The following is a 19674-nucleotide window of genomic DNA, read 5'->3' on the forward strand; positions in this document are numbered from 1 at the left end:
GCGGGCCGGGGGGCCGCGGGCGGGGCCGGGGGGGGGGGGGGCCGGGCGCGGCGCGGCGCCGGGGGCCCCGGGGGGGGGCCTCCCCCGCGCGCCGCGGGCCATTGCCCGGCGAGCGCGCCGCGCGGCATCACGCAGGCCCCAGGCGCTACACTGGCAGCCCCGTTGCAGCCTGTTGCCCGACCATGTCCGACCTGCTCAGCCGCACCCACGCCATCGCCCTGGACGCCGCCGATCCGCTGCGCCCGCTGCGTAACGAATTCCTGATTCCGCGCCATGGCGGCGGTGAACAGACCTACTTCGTCGGCAACTCGCTGGGCCTGCAGCCGCGTGGCGCGCAGGCCGCCGTGCAGGAAGTGATGAAGCAGTGGGGCGATCTGGCCGTGGAAGGCCACTTCACCGGCCCCACCCAGTGGCTGTCCTACCACCGCCTGGTCAGCGCACAGCTGGCCCGCGTGGTCGGTGCGCTGCCCAGCGAAGTGGTGGCGATGAACACGCTGAGCGTGAACCTGCACCTGATGATGGTCAGCTTCTACCGCCCCACCACCGAGCGCCCGGTCATCCTGATGGAAGCCGGCGCGTTCCCGACCGACCGCCATGCGGTGGAAGCGCAGATCCGCTTCCACGGGTTCGACCCGGCGGACTGCCTGGTGGAAGTGCAGCCGGACGAAGCCAACGGCACGATTTCGATGGCCGCCATCGAGCGCGCCATCGTCGAGCACGGCGCGCGCCTGGCGCTGGTGCTGTGGCCGGGCGTGCAGTACCGCACCGGCCAGGCCTTCGACCTCGATGCGATCACCCGTCTCGCGCGCCTGCAGGGCGCCCGCATCGGTTTCGACCTGGCTCATTCGGTCGGCAACCTGCCGCTGCACCTGCACGATGTCGCGCCGGATTTCGCGGTGTGGTGCCACTACAAGTACCTCAACAGCGGCCCGGGCGCCGTGGCCGGTGCCTTCGTGCACGAACGCCACCACCGCGACACCACCCTGCCGCGTTTTGCCGGCTGGTGGGGCCACGATGAAGCGACCCGCTTCCAGATGGCGCCGCAGTTCACCCCGGCCATCGGTGCTGAAGGCTGGCAGCTGAGCAACCCGCCGATCCTTGGCCTGGCCCCGCTGCGCGCATCGCTGGACCTGTTCGAGCGTGCCGGCATGGAAGCGCTGCGCCGCAAGTCGCTGGCCCTGACCGGCCTGCTCGATGCGCTGGTGCGCGCGCGCCTGCCGCAGGTGCTGGACATTGTCACTCCGTCCGAACCGGAACGCCGCGGCTGCCAGCTGTCGCTGCGGGTGCTCGCCGGCCGCGAACGTGGCCGCGCCCTGTTCGAACACCTGCGCGCCATCGGCGTGCTCGGTGACTGGCGCGAACCGGACGTGATCCGCATCTCGCCCACCCCGCTCTACAACCGCTACCTGGACGTGCACCACTTCGTCGAGGAAGTGGAAGCCTGGGCCGGCCTGTAAGCCGCCCCCTCCCCTGCTTCTGGACAGTTCGTTGATCGCACACGCATCCCGCTCGTTGAGCATCATCGGCGCCGGCCTGGCCGGTTCCCTGCTGGCCATCCTGCTGTCACGGCAGGGCTGGCGCATCACCCTGTACGAGCGCCGCGGCGATCCGCGCGTGGCCGACTACGAAAGCGGCCGCTCGATCAACCTGGCACTGGCCGAGCGCGGCCGCAACGCGCTGCGCCAGGCCGGCGTCGAAGACGAGGTGATGGCCCGCGCGGTGATGATGCGCGGACGCATGGTGCACCCGCGCGAGGGCGAACCGCAGCTGCAGCGCTACGGCCGCGACGACAGCGAAGTGATCTGGTCGATCCACCGCAGCGACCTGAACACCACGCTGCTGGAACTGGCCGAACAGGCCGGCGCCACCGTGCACTTCCACCGCCGCCTGCACACCGTCGATTTCGATGCCGGCTACGCGCGCTTCATCGATGACCGCGACGACAGCCCGCACGACATCCGTTTCGACACGCTGATCGGTGCCGACGGTGCCGGCTCGGCGCTGCGCGGTGCGATGAACCGGCGTGCGCCGCTGGGTGAGGACATCGCCTTCCTCGACCATTCCTACAAGGAACTGGAAATCCCGCCTGCGGCCGACGGCAGCTTCCGCATCGAGCGCAATGCGCTGCACATCTGGCCGCGCGGCCACTACATGTGCATCGCCCTGCCGAACCACGAAGGCACCTTCACCGTCACGTTGTTCCTGCCGAACAAGGGTGATCCGAGTTTTGCAACGGTCAACTCCGGTGCGCAGGCCGAGGCGCTGTTCGCCCGCGAGTTCGCCGATACGCTGCCGCTGATCCCGGATCTGCGCGCGGACTGGGAACAGCATCCCCCGGGCCTGCTCGGCACGCTCACCCTTGAGCGCTGGCACCAGGCCGGCCGCGCCGTGCTGATCGGCGATGCCGCGCACGCGATGGTTCCCTTCCACGGCCAGGGCATGAACTGCGCCTTCGAGGACTGCGTGGCACTGGCGCGGCACCTGCAGGAGGCCGACGACCTGGAAGGCGCCTTCGCCGCCTTCGAGGCCGAGCGCAAGCCGAACGCGCGCGCGATCCAGCAGATGGCGCTGGAGAACTACCTGGAGATGCGCGACCGCGTGGCCGACCCGGCCTTCCTGCTGCAGCGCGAGCTGGAACAGGAACTGCAGCGACGCTGGCCGACGCGCTTCGTGCCGCACTACACGATGGTCACCTTCCTGCACACGCCGTATGCCGAAGCGCTGCGCCGCACGGAAATCCAGCGCGACCTGCTGGTGGCGGCCACCGCTGGCCATGATTCACTGGACAACATCGACTGGGCCACGCTGGAAGCGCAGATCCACGCGCAGCTGCCGGTCCTGGAGGGCGCACACTGATGGCCGACAGCTTCCTGTTCTACGATCTCGAAACCTTCGGCCAGGACCCGCGCCGCACCCGCATCGCCCAGTTCGCGGCGATGCGCACCGATGCCGATCTCAACGTGATCGACACGCCGGTCAGCTTCTTCGTGCGTCCGGCCGATGACCTGGTGCCTTCGCCGATGGCGACCCTGGTGACCGGCATCACCCCGCAGCAGGCCATGGCCGAAGGCATCAGCGAAGCCGAGGCCTTTGACCGCATCAACGAGCAGCTGTCGCGCCCCGGCACCTGCGCGCTGGGCTACAACACCCTGCGCTTCGATGACGAGTTCATCCGCTACGGGCTGTTCCGCAACTTCCACGATCCCTACGAGCGCGAGTGGCGCAACGGCAACTCGCGCTGGGACCTGCTGGACATGCTGCGGATGATGCGCGCCCTGCGCCCGGACGGCATCCAGTGGCCGCTGCGCGAGGATGGCGCCACCTCGTTCAAGCTGGAGCACCTGGCCGAGGCCAATGGCGTGCGCGAAGGCGATGCCCACGAGGCGTTGTCGGACGTGCGCGCCACCATCGGCATGGCGCGGCTGTTCAAGCAGTCGCAGCCGCGGCTGTGGGAGTACGCGCTGAAGCTGCGCGACAAGCGCTTCGTCGGCAGCCTGCTGGACGTGGCGGCGATGAAGCCGGTGCTGCACATTTCCATGCGCTACCCGGCCAGCCGCCTGTGCGCGGCGCCGGTGCTGCCGCTGGCCATGCACCCGACCATCAACAACCGGGTGATCGTGTTCGACCTGGACGGCGAGATCGACGACCTGCTGGAGCTGCCGGCCGACGTGATCGCGCAGCGCCTGTACATGCGCGCCAGCGAACTGCCCGAGGGCGTCGCACGCGTGCCGCTGAAGGAAGTGCATCTGAACAAGGTGCCGGCACTGGTGGCCTGGAACCACCTGCGCGCCGACGACCATGCCCGCCTGGGCCTGGACGTGGCGGCGATCGAGGCCAAGGCCGAGCGCCTGCGCGAGGTTGCCGCGCAGCTGGCCGAGAAGGCCCGGCAGGTCTTCAACCAGCCGCGGCCAGCCACCGTGTCCGACGTGGATGCGTCGCTGTATGACGGCTTCCTTGGCGCCGGCGACAAGCCGCTGCTGGCCCTGGCCCGCACCAGTGCGCCGCAGCAGCTGGCCGCGCTGGAAGGCCGCTTCCGCGACCCGCGCCTGCCCGAGCTGCTGTTCCGCTACCGCGCACGCAACCATCCCGACAGCCTCGCACCGGCTGAACGCGAGCGCTGGCAGGATTACCGCCGCCAGCGCCTGCTCGGTGAGAGCGGCCTGGGCGAACTGAACCTGCCCCAGTACGAGCAGCAGATCGAGGCGCTGGCCGCCGAAGCGCCCGATGACGCGCGCCGGACCGGCCTGCTGCAGTCGCTGCGCGACTGGGGCCACCACCTGCAGGAGACGCTGTGAGCACGTATTTCTCCGACGCCAGTTTCAAGTTCCTGCGCAGCCTGGCGCGGCATAACGACAAGACCTGGTTCAACGACCATCGCCAGCAGTACGAAGACCATGTGCGGCAGCCGTTCCTGCGCCTGCTGGGTGACCTGCAGCCGGCGCTGACCGAAGTCAGCGACCGTTTCCGTTCGGACACGCGCGGTGTCGGCGGCTCGCTGTTCCGCATCCACCGCGACGCGCGCTTTTCCCACGACAAGTCGCCGTACAAGACCTGGCAGGGTGCCCGCCTGTTCCACGAGCGCCGCCGCGAAGTGGCCGCGCCCTCGTTCTACATCCACCTGCAGCCGGGCGAGAGTTTCGTCGGCGCCGGCCTGTGGCACCCCGAGCCGGACACGCAGCGGCGCATCCGCCATTTCATCCTCGACAACCCGGGCAGCTGGAAGGCGGCCGCGCACGCGCCCGCCCTGCGCAAGCGCTTCGATTTCGAGCAGACCGAGAAGCTGGTGCGGCCGCCGCGCGGCTTCCCGGCCGACTTCGAGTTCATCGACGACCTCAAGCACCGCAACTGGGTGATGTGGCGCACGCTGGACGACGACACCATGACCGGCCCGCGCCTGCTCTCCACCCTGGGCAAGGACCTGGCCGCACTGGGCCCGTTCGTCGATTACCTCTGCGCTGCGCTGGACCTGGAATTCTGATGTCGCAGGAACTGCCCCTGGCCCGGCAGCGGCGCCTGCTGGGTCGCACCGGCCTGCAGGTCTCGCCGATCGGCCTGGGCTGTTCCGGCTTCTGGGGCCACCGCCGCTTCGCCGAGAGCGACGCCGCCGCCGTGGTCGAACACGCGCTGGCGCAGGGCGTGAACCTGCTCGACACCGGCCACAACTATTCGGGCTTCCATGCCGAACCGCGCCTGGGCCGCATCCTGCGCCCGCTGCTGGCGCGCGTGCCGCGTGAGTCGCTGGTGGTGTCCAGCAAGGGCGGCACGCTGACCGGCCAGGCTGGCATCAGTGGCGCCGAGCAGCGCGATTTCTCTGCCGCGGCGATCACCGCCAGCTGCGAGGCCTCGCTGCGCAACCTCGGCCTGGAGTATCTGGATATCTACCAGCTGCACGGCGCCAGCGAGCACGACATCAACGATGAGCTGCTGGCCGCGCTGCAGCGCCTGCGCGAGCGCGGGCTGGTCCGCCATACCGGCATCAACACCCATTCGGCCAGCACGCTGCGCTGGATGATCGAGCACCCCGAAGCCTTCGACGTGGTGCTGCTGGACTACAACGCCCTGCAGCAGGACCGCGAGCCGCTGATCGACGCGCTGCACGTTGCCGGCATCGGTGTGCTGGCCGGTACCGTGCTGGCCCAGGGCCATCTGCTGCCGGCGCGGCCGCGCCTGCCCCGCCTGGCCGACGCCTGGTACCTCGCGCGCACCTGGCTGAAGCCGAGCAGCCGCGCCCTGATGCACAGCGCCCGCGCGATGCGCCAAGCGGTGGCCTCGGTGCGCAGCCAGCACCCGGCCCAGACCGCCTTTGCCTATGTGCTGCAGCACCCCGGCGTGGCCAGCGGCATCCTTGGCACCACCCGCGTTTCCAGCCTGGACCAGGTGCTGCATACCCACGTGCAGGCGCTGCAGGGCGCCGACCGGCAGCGGCTGGTGGCGGCCTTCGGCGATGGCAGCGGCTCGCCCAGTCACTGACGCTTAACCCGCAGCGCCCGCAGTTGCGGCAGTCTGGGAACCATGAAGAAGCTCATCGGCATCCTGCTTGCCCTCGCCCTGGCCGTCGTGGCTTGGTGGTTCAGCGGCCCGTACCTGGCCGTGCATGGCCTGTCCAAGGCGATCGAACAGCGCGATACCGCGCGCCTGGAGCGCTACGTGGACTTCCCGCGGGTGCGCAGCAGCCTGCGCGCGCAACTCAACGACTACCTGGTGCGGCAGGCCGGGCCGGACGTGGCGTCCAGCCCGTTTGGCGCGCTGCTGTACGGGCTGGGTGACCAGCTGGGTGGCGCGGCGGTGGACACCATGGTCACGCCGACCGGCATCGGCGCGATGCTGCAGGGGCACGTGCTGTGGAAGCGTGGCCGTAATGAACTGCAGGGCGGCGATGCGTTCGGCGCGACCGAACCGGCGCGGCCACTGAAGAACGCCGAGCATCATTTCGAAGCGCTGGACCGCTTCGTCGTGGACGTGCAGCGCGGTCCGGGCGAGCCGCCGATGAGGGTGGTGCTGGAACCGCAGGGCCTGCGCTGGAAGGTGGTGGACCTGCAGCTGGGGATGTCGGGCAGCCCGTAGCCCCATGCCGCTGCGCTCGCCGGGCATGGCCCGGCGCTACCACCGTGGCCCGCCCCATCCGGCAGCGCCGGGCCATGCCCGGCGATGCCAACCAACGGTTGGCAGCTACCGAAGCCTCGTGCCCCGCTCTGGTAGACGCCCACCTTGGTGGGCGCGGCTGCGCCGCGATGCCAACCAAGGTTGGCAGCGACCGGCCTCAGCCCTCGTTGGCGACGCCGTGCGGGACGTGGCCGGCGGCCACGTGTTCGCGGGCGCTGTCGATGTTGTGCTGCGAATCATCGAAGAAGATGTCCGCACCAAAGGCCTGCAGGAACGGCCCCTTGTGGCGACCACCCAGGAACAGGGCCTCGTCCAGGCGCACGCCCCACTCGCGCAGGGTACGGATCACCCGCTCGTGCGCCGGTGCCGAGCGCGCAGTCACCAGCGCGGTGCGGATCGGTGCGCTGTCGCCGACCGGGAACACTTCCTGCAAGGTATGCAGCGCCGACAGGAAGCCGCGGAACGGACCGCCACTGAGCGGCTCGCGGGCGCGCTCGCGTTCGTGGCGGCCAAACGCTTCAACCCCCTGCTCGCGCGAAATGCGCTCGCTCTCGTCACCGAAGATCACCGCGTCGCCATCGAAGGCGATGCGCAGCTGGCCGGCCGGGCGCCCCATGTCGATCTGGTCGGCCGCGGCCGCGGCGGTCTCGCCCGGCGGCTTGGGCAGGATGGTCGCTGCCGCGATGCCATGGCGCAGCGCACTGCGCACCGATTCGGGGTTGGCCGACAGGAACAGGTCGGTGCCGAAGGGCTTCACGTAGGGCCAGGTCGGCTCACCGGCGGTGAAGGTCGCGCGGATGATGCCCAGCCCGTAATGCTGGATGGAATTGAAGATGCGCAGGCCGGTGTCGGCCGAATTGCGCGACAGCAGGATCACCTCGACACGCGGGTTTTCCGGGCTGGCGCCCTGGTTCAGTGCCAGCAGCTTGCGCACCACCGGGAACGCCACGCCGGGACCAAGGATGTCGTCCTCGTGCTGGCGCTGGTACTCGGCGTACGCCGCCACGCCATCGCTCTCAAACAGCGCATGGCTTTCTTCCAGGTCGAACAGCGCGCGCGAGGTCACCGCGACGGTCAGCAGACGGGGGGAGTTGTCGCCCATCGGTGGGGGTCCTTCAAGCGATCGGCGGGGGCCGGCAGCGTATTGTCGTCAAAATACGAACTGTTCGCTCAGGATCCGGTCTTCCAGGTTGTGTTCCGGGTCGAACAGCAGGGTGACCCGGTGCTCCTTCGACTCGCGGATGGTCACTTCCACCACGTCGCGGGTCTCGTGCGAATCGGCGGTGACGCTGACCGGGCGCTTGTAGGGATCGAGCACGCGGAAGCGCACTTCGGTGTCGGCCTTGAGGATGGCACCGCGCCAGCGCCGCGGCCGGTACGGGGCCAACGGCGTCAGCGCGATGGTGTGCGAACCCAGCGGCAGCACCGGGCCGTGCGCCGAATAGTTGTAGGCGGTGCTGCCGGCCGGGGTGGCCACCAGCACGCCATCGCCGATCAGCTCGGCCACCCGTTCCTGGCCGTTGAGGTCGATGCCGATGTGCGCCGCCTGACGGGTCTGCCGCAGCAGCGAGACATCGTTGTAGGCCAACGAACCGGTGCTCGCGCCGGATTCGGTCAACGCCACCATTTCCAGCGGCCGCAGATTGGCCGGCTCGGCGCGGGCGATGCGCGCGACCACGTCATCCTCGGCGCGGTACTGGTTCATCAGGAAGCCGACGGTGCCCAGTTTCATGCCGAACACCGGCTTGCCCAGGCGGCCATGCCGGTGCAGCGTCTGCAGCATGAAGCCGTCGCCGCCCAGCGGGCACAGCACGTCGGCCTGGTCGGGCGCGTGGTCGCCATAGCGGGAAACCATCGCCGCGCGGGCCATCTGCGCCGCTTCGGTGGTGCTGGCCAGGAAAGCGATGCGGGGGGTGTCGCTCATCGGTGGATCCGGGGGGAAGGCTGGCCAAGAGCATAACCGAGCGCCGCTGCGCTCGCCGGGCATGGCCCTGCGCTACCTGGAACCCCGCGCCCCGGTAGTGCCGGGCCATGCCCGTCGAACGGCGGCCCCAACGCAGAACGGCCCCGCTTTCGCGGGGCCGTTCCGTTTCACGCTCACCGGGCGAGGCCCGGCGTTACATCACTTACGCACCATGTGCCGCGAGCTGACCCAGGCGCTGCACCGCGACCGAAACGGTCGGGTAGTCCAGGGTCTTCTGCTCGGCCAGTTCGGCCAGCATCGACAGGGTGAAGCGCAGGCTGCTGTCGTCACGACCGATCCAGCTGGCGACCTTGGCTTCAGCGCTGCTGCCCTTGGTGCCCAGCACCTGGCCGGCCAGGTTGCGGTGGTGCGCGGCCAGTTCGTCACGCAGCACGCCACGGGCAACCGCGTGCCAGCGGCCGTTGACCTCCAGCGCGTCGATCTGCTCGAACAGCCACGGCAGCTGCAGGGCATCGCCCAGGCGGAAGTGGATCTTGGACACGTCCACCGGCTTCAGCTTGCGGGTGCGGGCCAGTTCGATGATGTCGAACGCCGGCTCCAGGAAGTGCAGTTCGGCCAGCTGCTGGGCCAGCGCGGACGGCAGACCCTTTTCCTTCCACTCGGCCACCAGGGCTTCGTAGGTCGGACGCTGCGAATTCGGCAGCACGCCCGAAGCAACGCGGATGTCGTTGAACGGACCCTGGTAGCGGTTGACCGCCTCGGTGATGCCCGGCATCGGGCCCGGGCGCGACAGCAGCCAGCGCACGAACGAACGCTGCAGCTTCCAGATCACTTCCAGTGCGTCGATCTGCACCGACTCCGGCAGGGTGCCGTCGAGGGCGTCGATCTGCGCCCACAGCGCGCGGGCATCCAGCGTTTCGCGGCTGATGGTGTACGCCTTGGCGACCTCGGCGATGGTGCGGCCGGTGTCTTCCTGCATGCGCATCAGGAAGGTGGCGCCCATGCGGTTGATGGTCTGGTTGGTCACGGCCGTGGCGATGATCTCGCGCTTCAGGCGGTGACGCTCCATCGCGTCGGCGTACTTCTTCTGCAGCGGGGTCGGGAAGTAGCGCTGCAGTTCCTTGGACAGGTACGGATCTTCCGGGATGTCCGAATCCAGCAGCTGGGCGAACGCCACCAGCTTGGAATAGGACAGCAGCACCGACAGTTCCGGACGGGTCAGGCCCTGGCCGCGTGCCTTGCGCTGCGACAGCTCGGCATCGGACGGCAGGAACTCGATCTGGCGATCAAGCAGGCCCTGCTGCTCCAGGGTGCGGATGAAGTGCTGCTTGGAACCCAGGCGCTTGACCGCCATCCGCTCCATCAAGCTCAGGGCCTGGTTCTGGCGGTAGTTGTCATTGAGCACCAGGTCGGCGACCTCGTCGGTCATCGACGCCAGCAGCTTGTTGCGCTGCTCGACGGTCAGCTTCTTGGCGCGCACCACATCGTTGAGCAGGATCTTGATGTTGACTTCATGGTCGGAGGTGTCGACACCGGCCGAGTTGTCGATGAAGTCGGTGTTGAGCAGCACGCCGGCCTGGGCGGCTTCGATGCGGCCCAGCTGGGTCATGCCCAGGTTGCCGCCCTCGCCCACCACCTTGCAGCGCAGCTCGCCACCGTTCACGCGCAGGGCGTTGTTGGCACGGTCGCCGACATCGCTGTGCTGCTCGCTGGCGGCCTTGACGTAGGTACCGATGCCGCCGTTCCACAGCAGGTCGACCGGCGCCTTCAGGATCGCGCTCATCAGGTCGTTCGGCGACATCGCCTTGACGTTCTCGTCCAGGCCCAGCGCTTCACGCACCTGCGGGGTGATCTCGATCGACTTCAGAGTGCGCGGGAAGATGCCGCCGCCCTTGCTGATCAGCTTGGCATCGTAGTCCGCCCAGCTCGAACGCGGCACGGTGAACATGCGCTCACGCTCGACGAACGAGGTGGCCGCATCCGGGTTCGGGTCCAGGAAGATGTGGCGGTGGTCGAACGCAGCGACCAGGCGGATGTGGCGCGACAGCAGCATGCCGTTGCCGAACACGTCGCCGGACATGTCGCCCACGCCGACCGAGGTGAAGTCCTGGCTCTGGCTGTCACGGCCCAGCGCACGGAAGTGGCGCTTGACCGATTCCCACGCACCACGCGCGGTGATGCCCATGCCCTTGTGGTCGTAGCCGACCGAGCCACCGGAAGCGAACGCATCGCCCATCCAGAAGCCGTGCGCGATGGCCAGGCCGTTGGCGATGTCGGAGAAGGTCGCGGTGCCCTTGTCGGCCGCCACCACCAGGTACGGATCGTCCATGTCGTGGCGCACGACATCCACCGGCGGCACGATCTTGTTGTTGACGATGTTGTCGGTGATGTCCAGCAGGCCCTGGATGAACAGCTTGTAGCAGGCCACGCCGTTGGCGAACACCGCATCACGATCACCGTTCACCGGCGGGGTCTTGGCGAAGAAGCCGCCCTTCGCGCCGACCGGCACGATGACGGTGTTCTTGACCATCTGCGCCTTGACCAGGCCCAGCACCTCGGTGCGGAAGTCTTCGCGACGGTCCGACCAGCGCAGGCCGCCACGGGCCACGGCGCCGAAGCGCAGGTGGGTACCTTCCACGCGCGGGCCGTAGACGAAGATTTCGCGGTAGGGGCGCGGCTTGGGCAGGTCCGGCACCAGGGCCGAATCGAACTTGAAGCTGATGACGTGGCCGTGCTGGCCGTTGGCGTCGGTCTGGTAGTAGCTGGTACGCAGGGTCGCGTCGATCACGCCCATGAACGAGCGCAGGATGCGGTCCTCGTCCAGGCTGGACACGCGGTCCATCAGCTTCAGCAGCGCTTCGCGCGCGGCCTGCATCTGCGCATCGCGGTCACCCTTGCGGGCGTCGACCACGGTCTTCAGCACCTTCAGGGTGGCGTCGTCGCCGGCGGCCAGCACATCGAAGTGGGCCTTCAGCTGGGCCTGGCCGGCCGCGATGTCGTCCTTGCTCTCGTGGCCGGTCGCCGGGTCGAAGCGGGCTTCGAACAGTTCCACCAGCAGGCGGGCCAGCAGCGGGTAGCGCGAGAAGGTGCCTTCCACGTAGGCCTGCGAGAACGGTACGCCGGTCTGCAGCAGGTACTTGCAGTAGCCACGCAGCATGGCGACCTGGCGCCAGTGCAGGCCGGCGGCCAGCACCAGGCGGTTGAAGCCATCGTTCTCGGCATCGCCGTGCCAGACGCGGGCGAAGGTCTCGCCGAAGGCTTCATCGACGCGGCCGGCATCGATGGTGCCGGCGGTCGATTCGACCTCGAAGTCCTGCACGTACACCGGGGCGTTGTCGACCGACAGGCGGTACGGACGCTCGGCGATCACGCGCAGGCCCATGTTCTCCATCATCGGCAGCGCGTCCGACAGCGGGATGTCATCCAGCTGGCGGTACAGCTTCAGGCGCAGGCCATCGCCGCTTTCGCGCGGCACGGCCTGCAGGCTCAGGCGCAGGTCGTCCGGGCCGGTCAGGGCGTCGAGCTGGCTGACATCGTTGGCGGCAACGGCGGTGCTGTTGTCTTCGATGTAGCCGGCCGGCAGCGCCTTGCCGATGCGGGCGGCGATGCGCAGGCCTTCGGTCTCGCCATGGCGGGTGACCAGCGCTTCACGCAGATCGTCCTGCCAGTTGCGCAGCACCTGGGCCAGCTTCTGCTCCAGTTCGGCGGTATCGACGTCGAGCATTTCGCCCGGCTTCGGGCGCACGATCAGGTGCACCTGGGCCAGCGGCGATTCGCCCAGCACGACCGAGCTGTCGACGTACTCACCGTGCAGCGCTTCCTTCAGCATCGCTTCGATGCGCAGGCGCACGTCGGTGTTGAAGCGTTCGCGCGGCAGGTAGACCAGCGCGGAAATGAAACGGCTGTACTTGTCGCGGCGCAGGAACAGGCGGCTGCGCACGCGCTCCTGCAGGCCCAGCACGCCCATGGCGGTGCGGAACAGTTCGTCCTCGCTGGACTGGAACAGTTCTTCGCGCGGCAGGGTTTCCAGGATGTGGCGCAGGGCCTTGCCGCTGTGGCTGGCCGGGGCCAGGCCGGACTGCGTCATCACGTATTCGTGGCGCTGGCGCACCAGCGGGATTTCCCACGGGCGACGGTTGTAGGCGCTGGAGGTGAACAGGCCGAGGAAGCGCTGCTCGCCGATGATCTTGCCCTTGGCGTCGAATTCCAGCACGCCGATGTAGTCCATGTAACCGGCGCGGTGCACGCGCGAACGGGCATTGGTCTTGGTCAGGATCAGCGCGTCCTTCAGTCCGGACGTGGTGTTCAGGCCCTGCGCGGCCAGCGTCTTGACCGGACGGGCGGCGGACTTGTCCTTGCCGCGCATCAGGCCCAGGCCGGTGTCGTTCAGCGGCGCCAGCACTTCTTCCTTGCCCTGCTTCTCGACGCGGTATTCGCGGTAGCCGAAGAAGGTGAAGTGGTTGTCGGCGGCCCAGCGCAGGAACTGCTGTGCTTCGGCACGCGAGGCATCGTCGACCGGCAGCGTGCGGCTGCCCAGGTCGTCGGCCAGCGCCAGCGCCTTGTCCTTCATCGGCTGCCAGTCGCGCACGATGGCGCGCACTTCATCCAGCGCCTTGTTGATGGCCTGCTCGATGGCGGCCATGGCTTCGGCCGGCTGGCGGTCGATCTCCATCAGCATCACCGACTCGGCATCGCCCTCGCCGACCTTGGACAGCTTGCCGGCCTTGTCGCGGGTGAAGCGCAGCACCGGGTGGCCCAGCACGTGTACGCCCACGCCCTGCTCGGCCAGCGACATGGTCACGGTGTCGACCAGGAACGGCATGTCGTCGTTGATGATCTGCAGCACGGTGTGCGGCGATTCCCAGCCATTGGCCTTGGCGGTGGGGTTGAACACGCGCACGTTGGCCTTGCCGGCCTTGCGTGCACGGGCGAACTCCAGGGTGTCTGCCGCCAGCGCCGCCCACTCTTCAGCGGTGTGGTGCGGGAACTCGTCCGACTCCATGCGCTTGTAGAAGGCGGATGCGAATGCCACTGCCTCGGCCTGCGCGGCCGCGGGGTAACGCTTGCGCAAGGCCGTGTAGACCGGCTCCAGGGAGAAACCAGCGGTCACTGCGACCTCCGACTCAGCTGGCTTGGTTTTGTTTTTCACGGTCTTGGCTGCGGTTTTTTGCGGTTTCATGGCAGAGCGAGGCGCTTGCTCAGTTGGGAAAATGAAATTGTAGCCCTGTTGCAGGAAAAGGCCTTGCTGCAGGACGGAATAATGAAATGCCGGGTTTGCTGCGGTTTAGACGCCTATTCAGTTCGCACGGGTATGGCGTCCACCACCAGCATCGCGTTACCGACAGGATCGGCAAACCGTGTTACCGGAATAAGCGCGTGCAGCTTCCGCTGTCAGGACGGACAGGACTATTGGCACGATTCCACAATCCTGAACTGGACGGTATAGTCCACCGCGTGAACCCGGCCTACCTCCCCGCTGCCCTGGATGCACGCGATCAGCGCGTGTTCGATGCCGTGCGCGAACTGCTGGCCCACCAGGGCATGCAGATCAGCATGGATGCGGTGGCCCAGCACGCCGGCTGCTCCAAGCAGACGCTGTATTCGCGCTACGGCAGCAAGCAGGATCTGCTGCGGCGGGTGATGCAGCGCCATGTCGGCCACGCCACCGGGGCCATGGTTCGTGCACTCCGCACTGACGACCTGCGTGCCAGCCTTCTGCAGTTCGCCATCGACTTCCTGGAGCATTTCAACCAGCCGCACGTGGGACAGGCCTGCCGGGTGATCGCCGCCGATGCCGCGCAGTTCCCCGACGAGGCGCGTACGCTGTACCGGCATGGTGCCGGCGCTTTGACGCTTCATCTTGCTGAATGGATTGAAACCGTTTGCATGCGTGGCCAGCTCCGGCATGACGACCCGCACTTCATGGCCGAACTGCTGCTGAGCATGATCGCCGGTCAGGATTTCGACAAACAGCGTTTCCATACCCCCCATCGCGATGACGCGCAGCTGCGTCGGCGCTGGGCAGAATTCTCGGTCGACAGCTTCCTGCGCGCGTTCGCGCCAACGCCGTCGCCGGCCCCCACTACAAACCAACCCCGGAGTTCCTCCTGATGACCGCCCCACTCCGCACCCTTGCCTTGACGTGCGCCGTTGCTGTCGCGCTGGCCGCCTGCAAGAAGCCGGAACAACAGACGCCCCCGCCGCCGGAGGTGGGCGTGATCGACGCCAAGCCGCAGACCCTGCCGCTGCAGCGTGAACTGGTCGGCCGCCTGTCGCCGTTCCGCAGCGCCGACGTGCGCGCGCGCGTGCCGGGCGTGCTGCTCAAGCGCGTCTACCAGGAAGGCAGCGAGGTCAAGCAGGGCCAGACCCTGTTCCTGATCGATCCGGCACCGCTGCGCGCCAGCCTCAACGCGTCCGAAGCGCAGCTGGCCTCGGCCCGCGCGACGTATGCCAATGCCAAGGTCGCCGCCGACCGCGCCCGCTCGCTGGCGCCGCAGCAGTACGTGTCCAAGTCCGACCTGGACAGCGCCGAAGCCGCCGAGCGCACTGCGCTGGCTGCGGTGAAGCAGGCCGAAGCCTCCGTCACCTCCTCGCGCATCAGCCTGGGCTATGCCGAAGTGACCTCGCCGATCAGCGGCGTGGCCAACAAGCAGCAGGTCACCGAAGGTGCCCTGGTCGGCCAGGGTGATGTGACCCTGCTGACCACCGTGGACCAGCTGGACCCGCTGTACGTGAACTTCTCGCTGAGCGTGGACGAACTGAGCCAGCTGCGTGCGCAGCAGGCCCGTGGCGCCCTGGCCCTGTCCGGCGACGGCAAGGCCACCGTCAACGTCAAGCTGTCCGACGGCACCGCCTATGGTGAAGCCGGCACGCTGGACTTCTCCTCGACCACGGTCGACCCGACCACCGGCGCGGTCTCGCTGCGCGCGGTGCTGCCGAACCCGCAGAAGATCCTGCTGCCGGGTGCCTTCGTCAGCTTCCAGGCCAACCTGGGCGAGCGCAACAACGCCTTCCTGATCCCGCAGCAGGCCCTGCAGCGCGACAGCGCCGGCGGCTTCGTGATGGTGGTCGGTGCCGACGGCAAGGTCGTGCGCAAGAACGTGAAGACCGAAGGCGCGCAGGGTGGCAACTGGATGGTCAGCGACGGCCTGGCCGCCGGTGACAAGGTCGTGGTGGCAGGCGTGCAGAAGGTCAAGGAAGGGGCGCCGGCCACGGCCAAGCCCTGGACCCCGGGCCAGGACGCCAAGGGCCAGCCCGCCGCTGGCGGTGCAGCCCCGGCAGCCGCGGCTGCAGGCGGCGCCGAGAAGGCGCCGGCCAAGCCGGAGGCTGCCGACAAGGCCGAGCCTGCCGCCACCGAATCGAACAAGCAGTAACGGGAACCTTCCGTCATGCCTAAATTTTTCATCGAACATCCAGTCTTCGCCTGGGTGGTGGCGATCCTGATCTCGCTCAGCGGCGTGATCGCGATCCTCAACCTCGGCGTCGAGTCCTATCCCAACATCGCCCCGCCGCAGGTAACCGTCCAGGCCACCTACCCGGGCGCGAGCGCGGACACCACTGAAAAATCGGTCACCCAGGTGATCGAGCAGCAGCTGACCGGTATCGATCACCTGCTGTACTTCAGCTCGTCCTCGTCCTCCAACGGCCGTGCGCAGATCACCCTGACCTTCGAGACCGGTACCGATCCGGACATCGCCCAGGTGCAGGTGCAGAACAAGGTGTCGCTGGCCACGCCGCGACTGCCTTCGGAAGTGACCCAGCAGGGCGTGGTGGTGGCCAAGGCCAACGCCGGCTTCCTGATGGTGGTCGGCCTGCGTTCGGATACCGGCACGATCAGCCGTGACGCCCTGAACGACATCGTCGGTTCGCGCGTGCTCGACCAGGTCTCGCGTATCCCCGGCGTCGGCAGCACCCAGCAGTTCGGTTCCGAGTACGCCATGAACATCTGGCTGAACCCGGAAAAGATGCAGGGCTACGGCCTGTCGGCCAGCGAAGTGCTGGCTGCGGTGCGCGCGCAGAACGTGCAGTTCGCGGCCGGTTCGCTGGGTTCGGATCCCTCGCCGGATGGCCACTTCACCGCCACGGTTTCGGCCGAAGGCCGCTTCAGCTCGCCTGAAGAGTTCGAGAACATCATCCTGCGGGCCAATGCCAACGGCTCGCGCGTGCTGCTCAAGGACATCGCCCGCGTCGCTTTCGGTGCCAACAACTACGGCTTCGATACCCAGTACAACGGCCAGGCCGCCGGTGCCTTCGCCATCCAGCTGCTGCCGGGCGCCAACGCCCTGAACGTGGCCGATGCCGTGCGCGCCAAGATGGACGAGCTGCAGCCGAGCTTCCCGGCCGGCGTCAGCTGGTTCTCGCCGTACGACAGCACCACCTTCGTCAAGATCTCCATCGAGGAAGTGGTCAAGACACTGTTCGAAGCGGTGTTGCTGGTGTTCCTGGTGATGCTGATCTTCCTGCAGAACTTCCGCGCGACGATCATCCCCACCCTGGTCATTCCGGTGGCCCTGCTGGGTACGTTCCTGGGCATGTGGCTGATCGGCTTCACCATCAACCAGCTGACCCTGTTCGCGATGGTGCTGGCGATCGGCATCGTGGTCGATGACGCGATCGTGGTGATCGAGAACGTCGAACGCATCATGACCGAGGAAGGCCTGGCGCCGAAGCCGGCCACGCAGAAGGCGATGACCCAGATCACCGGCGCGGTGGTGGCCATCACCGTCGTGCTGGCCGCAGTGTTCATCCCCTCAGCCCTGCAGGGCGGTGCGGCCGGTGAGATCTACAAGCAGTTCGCGCTGACCATCGCCATCTCGATGGCGTTCTCCGCGTTCCTGGCGCTGGGCTTCACCCCGGCCCTGTGCGCGACCTTCCTGAAGCCGACCCACAACGACAACCCGAACATCGTCTACCGTACCTTCAACAAGTACTACGACAAGATCAGCGGCACCTACGTCGGCCACATCACATCGGCGGTGAAGCACGCGCCGCGCTGGATGATCCTGGCCGTGGTGCTCACCGCACTGTGCGGCTTCCTGTTCACCCGCATGCCGGGCAGCTTCCTGCCGGAAGAAGACCAGGGCTACGCACTGGCCATCGTGCAGCTGCCGCCGGGCTCGACCAAGGGCCAGACCAACGAAGTCTTCTCGCAGATGCGCGGCATCCTGAAGGACCAGGAAGGCTACGAAGGCCTGATGCAGATTGCCGGCTTCAGCTTCGTCGGTTCGGGCGAGAACGTTGGCATGGGCTTCATCCGCCTCAAGCCGTGGGCCGACCGCAAGGTCACCGTGCCCGAGTTCATCCAGAACATGAACGGCGCGTTCTACGGCATCAAGGAAGCGCAGATCTTCGTGGTCAACCTGCCGACCGTGCAGGGCCTGGGCCAGTTCGGCGGCTTCGACATGTGGCTGCAGGACCGTGGTGGCCAGGGCTACGAACAGCTGACGCAGGCGCGCAACATCCTGCTGGGCAAGGCCGCACAGGAAAGCGACAAGCTGGTCGGCGTGCGTCCTAACGGCCTGGAAAACGCCCCGCAGCTGGCGCTGCATGTCGACCGCGTGCAGGCGCAGTCGATGGGCATGTCGGTGTCGGACGTGTACAGCACCATCCAGCTGATGCTGGCCCCGGTGTACGTCAACGACTTCTTCTATCAGGGCCGCATCAAGCGCGTGACCATGCAGGCCGACGCGCCGTACCGCACCGGCCAGGAATCGCTGAAGAGCTTCTACAGCCCCTCCAGCCTGACCACCAATGCCGACGGCACCAACGCCATGATCCCGCTGAACACGGTGGTCAAGTCGGAATGGGTGTCGGCCCCGCCGTCGCTGAGCCGCTACAACGGTTACTCGGCCATCAACATCGTCGGCTCGCAGGCCCCGGGCAAGAGCTCGGGTGAAGCGATGACCGCGATGGAAGACATCGTCACCAACGACCTGCCGGCCGGTTACGGCTATGACTGGTCGGGCATGTCCTACCAGGAAATCCTGGCGGGCAACGCGGCGACGCTGCTGCTGGTGCTGTCGGTGGTGGTGGTGTTCCTCTGCCTGGCCGCACTGTATGAAAGCTGGTCGATTCCGGTGGCCGTGCTGCTGGTGGTGCCGCTGGGCGTGCTGGGTGCCATCGGCCTGTCGATGATCCGCGGCCTGCCCAACGACATCTTCTTCAAGATCGGCATGATCACGGTGATCGGCCTGGCCGCGAAGAACGCGATCCTGATCGTGGAGTTCGCGGTGGAGCAGCGTGCGGCGGGCAAGACCCTGCGCGATGCCACCATCGAAGCGGCCCGCCTGCGTTTCCGCCCGATCCTGATGACCTCGTTCGCGTTCATCATGGGCGTGATCCCGATGGCCATCTCCACCGGCGCCGGCGCCAACTCCCGCCACGCCATCGGTACCGGCGTGATCGGCGGCATGCTGTTCGCCACCCTGCTGGGCCTGCTGATGATCCCGGTGTTCTTCGTGGTCGTGCGCCGCATGCTGGGCGACAAGCTGGATGAACCCTCCAAGGAGTTCATGGAGCGCCAGCGCGACGCGGAAGCCGCGCACCGTCCGGATCGTTGATCCGGCGGTAGGTTGAAATGAAAAGGCCCCGGAGCGATCCGGGGCCTTTTTTGTTGCCGCAATGCGGGGCTACGGTACACGCCAACCAAGATTGGTATCTACCAGAGCAGCAGGCACCGCCCCTCAGCGCAGCAGCGCGATCACCGCACACACGGCCACGATCACCAGCGCCACCCATTGCATCGGCACGAAGAAGAAATGATGCGGTGCCGCCTCACCCTTCTGCCGCGGCGCACGGTTCAGCCAAAGACCCAGCAGCACGTTCACGCCAGCACCGATGCCACCGCCCAGCAGCACCTGCTGCAGCGGAATGTTGCCCTTCGGGCCTTCGTGCGGGAAGAAGTACGCCAGCAGCAGGATCACCGCGATCGGTGTCACCAGCGTCATGAATCCCCAACCGCGATAGATCATCGTGCAGCTCCATGCAAAAAAGGGCTGCATTGTAGCGGGGGCAACGGCGCGCGATCGTTTTTGTAGAGCCGAGCCCATGCTCGGCTGCTCTTACCGGAGCCGAGGATGGGCTCGGCAGGACAGAAGGCCAAAGGCACGGCGCAACCACGCATGGCGGGGAGAGACCGTACCGGAGCA

The 19674-nt window shown here is 67.6% G+C and carries 13 protein-coding genes; 9 read left to right on the forward strand and 4 right to left on the reverse strand.

The window, feature by feature from the left end:
- Positions 1 to 182 precede the first annotated feature (182 nt).
- From kynU to ACVOK1_RS17055, 6 genes are read left to right on the forward strand one after another with little or no spacing between them, the layout of a single operon-like run.
- Positions 183 to 1457 carry a kynureninase gene (gene kynU / locus ACVOK1_RS17030; protein WP_481562751.1) on the forward strand — a complete coding sequence of 425 codons (1275 nt, stop codon included), beginning with the start codon at positions 183 to 185 and terminating at the stop codon, positions 1455 to 1457.
- Between the two features lie 31 nt (positions 1458 to 1488).
- Positions 1489 to 2856 (forward strand): FAD-dependent oxidoreductase, encoded by a 1368-nt coding sequence (locus ACVOK1_RS17035; protein WP_481562752.1) that lies wholly within the window; start codon positions 1489 to 1491, stop codon positions 2854 to 2856.
- The gene (gene sbcB / locus ACVOK1_RS17040; protein WP_406235639.1) at positions 2856 to 4295 is read left to right on the forward strand and encodes an exodeoxyribonuclease I; all 1440 of its coding nucleotides are present in this window, start codon (positions 2856 to 2858) and stop codon (positions 4293 to 4295) included. The genes ACVOK1_RS17035 and sbcB overlap by 1 nt, the downstream gene beginning before the upstream one ends.
- Entirely contained in the window at positions 4292 to 4978 is a 687-nt protein-coding gene (locus ACVOK1_RS17045; RefSeq protein ID WP_481562753.1) for a DUF2461 domain-containing protein, read from the forward strand. Before sbcB ends, ACVOK1_RS17045 begins: the two co-directional genes overlap by 4 nt.
- Entirely contained in the window at positions 4978 to 5970 is a 993-nt protein-coding gene (locus tag ACVOK1_RS17050; protein ID WP_481562754.1) for an aldo/keto reductase, read from the forward strand. The genes ACVOK1_RS17045 and ACVOK1_RS17050 overlap by 1 nt, the downstream gene beginning before the upstream one ends.
- Before the next feature lie 42 nt (positions 5971 to 6012).
- Positions 6013 to 6564, forward strand: coding sequence for a DUF2939 domain-containing protein (locus ACVOK1_RS17055; RefSeq protein WP_200753200.1), 552 nt, complete (start codon positions 6013 to 6015; stop codon positions 6562 to 6564).
- Positions 6565 to 6760: 196 nt separating this feature from the next.
- Here the strand turns inward: ACVOK1_RS17055 and ACVOK1_RS17060 are convergent, their stop codons facing one another.
- The 3 genes from ACVOK1_RS17060 to ACVOK1_RS17070 form a co-directional block, all read right to left on the reverse strand.
- Positions 6761 to 7705, reverse strand: a complete 945-nt coding sequence (locus ACVOK1_RS17060; RefSeq protein WP_108769267.1) for a 5'-nucleotidase — start codon at positions 7703 to 7705, stop codon at positions 6761 to 6763.
- A gap of 48 nt (positions 7706 to 7753) precedes the next feature.
- Positions 7754 to 8527, reverse strand: coding sequence for an NAD kinase (locus ACVOK1_RS17065; protein WP_116863280.1), 774 nt, complete (start codon positions 8525 to 8527; stop codon positions 7754 to 7756).
- Positions 8528 to 8729: 202 nt separating this feature from the next.
- Positions 8730 to 13706, reverse strand: a complete 4977-nt coding sequence (locus tag ACVOK1_RS17070; RefSeq protein ID WP_481562755.1) for an NAD-glutamate dehydrogenase — start codon at positions 13704 to 13706, stop codon at positions 8730 to 8732.
- 275 nt (positions 13707 to 13981) lie between these two features.
- On the opposite strand from ACVOK1_RS17070, the gene ACVOK1_RS17075 reads away from it, so the two are divergent.
- From ACVOK1_RS17075 to ACVOK1_RS17085, 3 genes are read left to right on the forward strand one after another with little or no spacing between them, the layout of a single operon-like run.
- On the forward strand, positions 13982 to 14638 hold the full coding sequence (locus ACVOK1_RS17075) for a TetR/AcrR family transcriptional regulator (RefSeq protein ID WP_108769270.1): 657 nt from the start codon (positions 13982 to 13984) through the stop codon (positions 14636 to 14638).
- On the forward strand, positions 14638 to 15900 hold the full coding sequence (locus ACVOK1_RS17080) for an efflux RND transporter periplasmic adaptor subunit (RefSeq protein ID WP_481562756.1): 1263 nt from the start codon (positions 14638 to 14640) through the stop codon (positions 15898 to 15900). The genes ACVOK1_RS17075 and ACVOK1_RS17080 overlap by 1 nt, the downstream gene beginning before the upstream one ends.
- A 15-nt stretch (positions 15901 to 15915) precedes the next feature.
- A complete protein-coding gene (locus ACVOK1_RS17085; protein ID WP_108769272.1) occupies positions 15916 to 19086 on the forward strand; it encodes a multidrug efflux RND transporter permease subunit in 3171 nt (1056 codons plus the stop codon).
- A gap of 123 nt (positions 19087 to 19209) precedes the next feature.
- Here the strand turns inward: ACVOK1_RS17085 and ACVOK1_RS17090 are convergent, their stop codons facing one another.
- Entirely contained in the window at positions 19210 to 19497 is a 288-nt protein-coding gene (locus tag ACVOK1_RS17090) for a hypothetical protein (protein WP_108769273.1), read from the reverse strand.
- Positions 19498 to 19674 lie beyond the last annotated feature (177 nt).

It is taken from the genome of Stenotrophomonas sp. STEN087 (genome assembly GCF_056759115.1).

What these genes read in the sequence shown, in the direction of transcription:
- ACVOK1_RS17065 (WP_116863280.1), bottom strand. Translation starts at nt 8,527, where the DNA reads ATGAGCGACACCCCCCGCATCGCTTTCCTGGCCAGCACCACCGAAGCG.
- ACVOK1_RS17080 (WP_481562756.1), top strand. Translation starts at nt 14,638, where the DNA reads ATGACCGCCCCACTCCGCACCCTTGCCTTGACGTGCGCCGTTGCTGTC.
- ACVOK1_RS17060 (WP_108769267.1), bottom strand. Translation starts at nt 7,705, where the DNA reads ATGGGCGACAACTCCCCCCGTCTGCTGACCGTCGCGGTGACCTCGCGC.
- sbcB (WP_406235639.1), top strand. Translation starts at nt 2,856, where the DNA reads ATGGCCGACAGCTTCCTGTTCTACGATCTCGAAACCTTCGGCCAGGAC.
- ACVOK1_RS17050 (WP_481562754.1), top strand. Translation starts at nt 4,978, where the DNA reads ATGTCGCAGGAACTGCCCCTGGCCCGGCAGCGGCGCCTGCTGGGTCGC.
- ACVOK1_RS17055 (WP_200753200.1), top strand. Translation starts at nt 6,013, where the DNA reads ATGAAGAAGCTCATCGGCATCCTGCTTGCCCTCGCCCTGGCCGTCGTG.
- kynU (WP_481562751.1), top strand. Translation starts at nt 183, where the DNA reads ATGTCCGACCTGCTCAGCCGCACCCACGCCATCGCCCTGGACGCCGCC.
- ACVOK1_RS17070 (WP_481562755.1), bottom strand. Translation starts at nt 13,706, where the DNA reads ATGAAACCGCAAAAAACCGCAGCCAAGACCGTGAAAAACAAAACCAAG.
- ACVOK1_RS17090 (WP_108769273.1), bottom strand. Translation starts at nt 19,497, where the DNA reads ATGATCTATCGCGGTTGGGGATTCATGACGCTGGTGACACCGATCGCG.
- ACVOK1_RS17085 (WP_108769272.1), top strand. Translation starts at nt 15,916, where the DNA reads ATGCCTAAATTTTTCATCGAACATCCAGTCTTCGCCTGGGTGGTGGCG.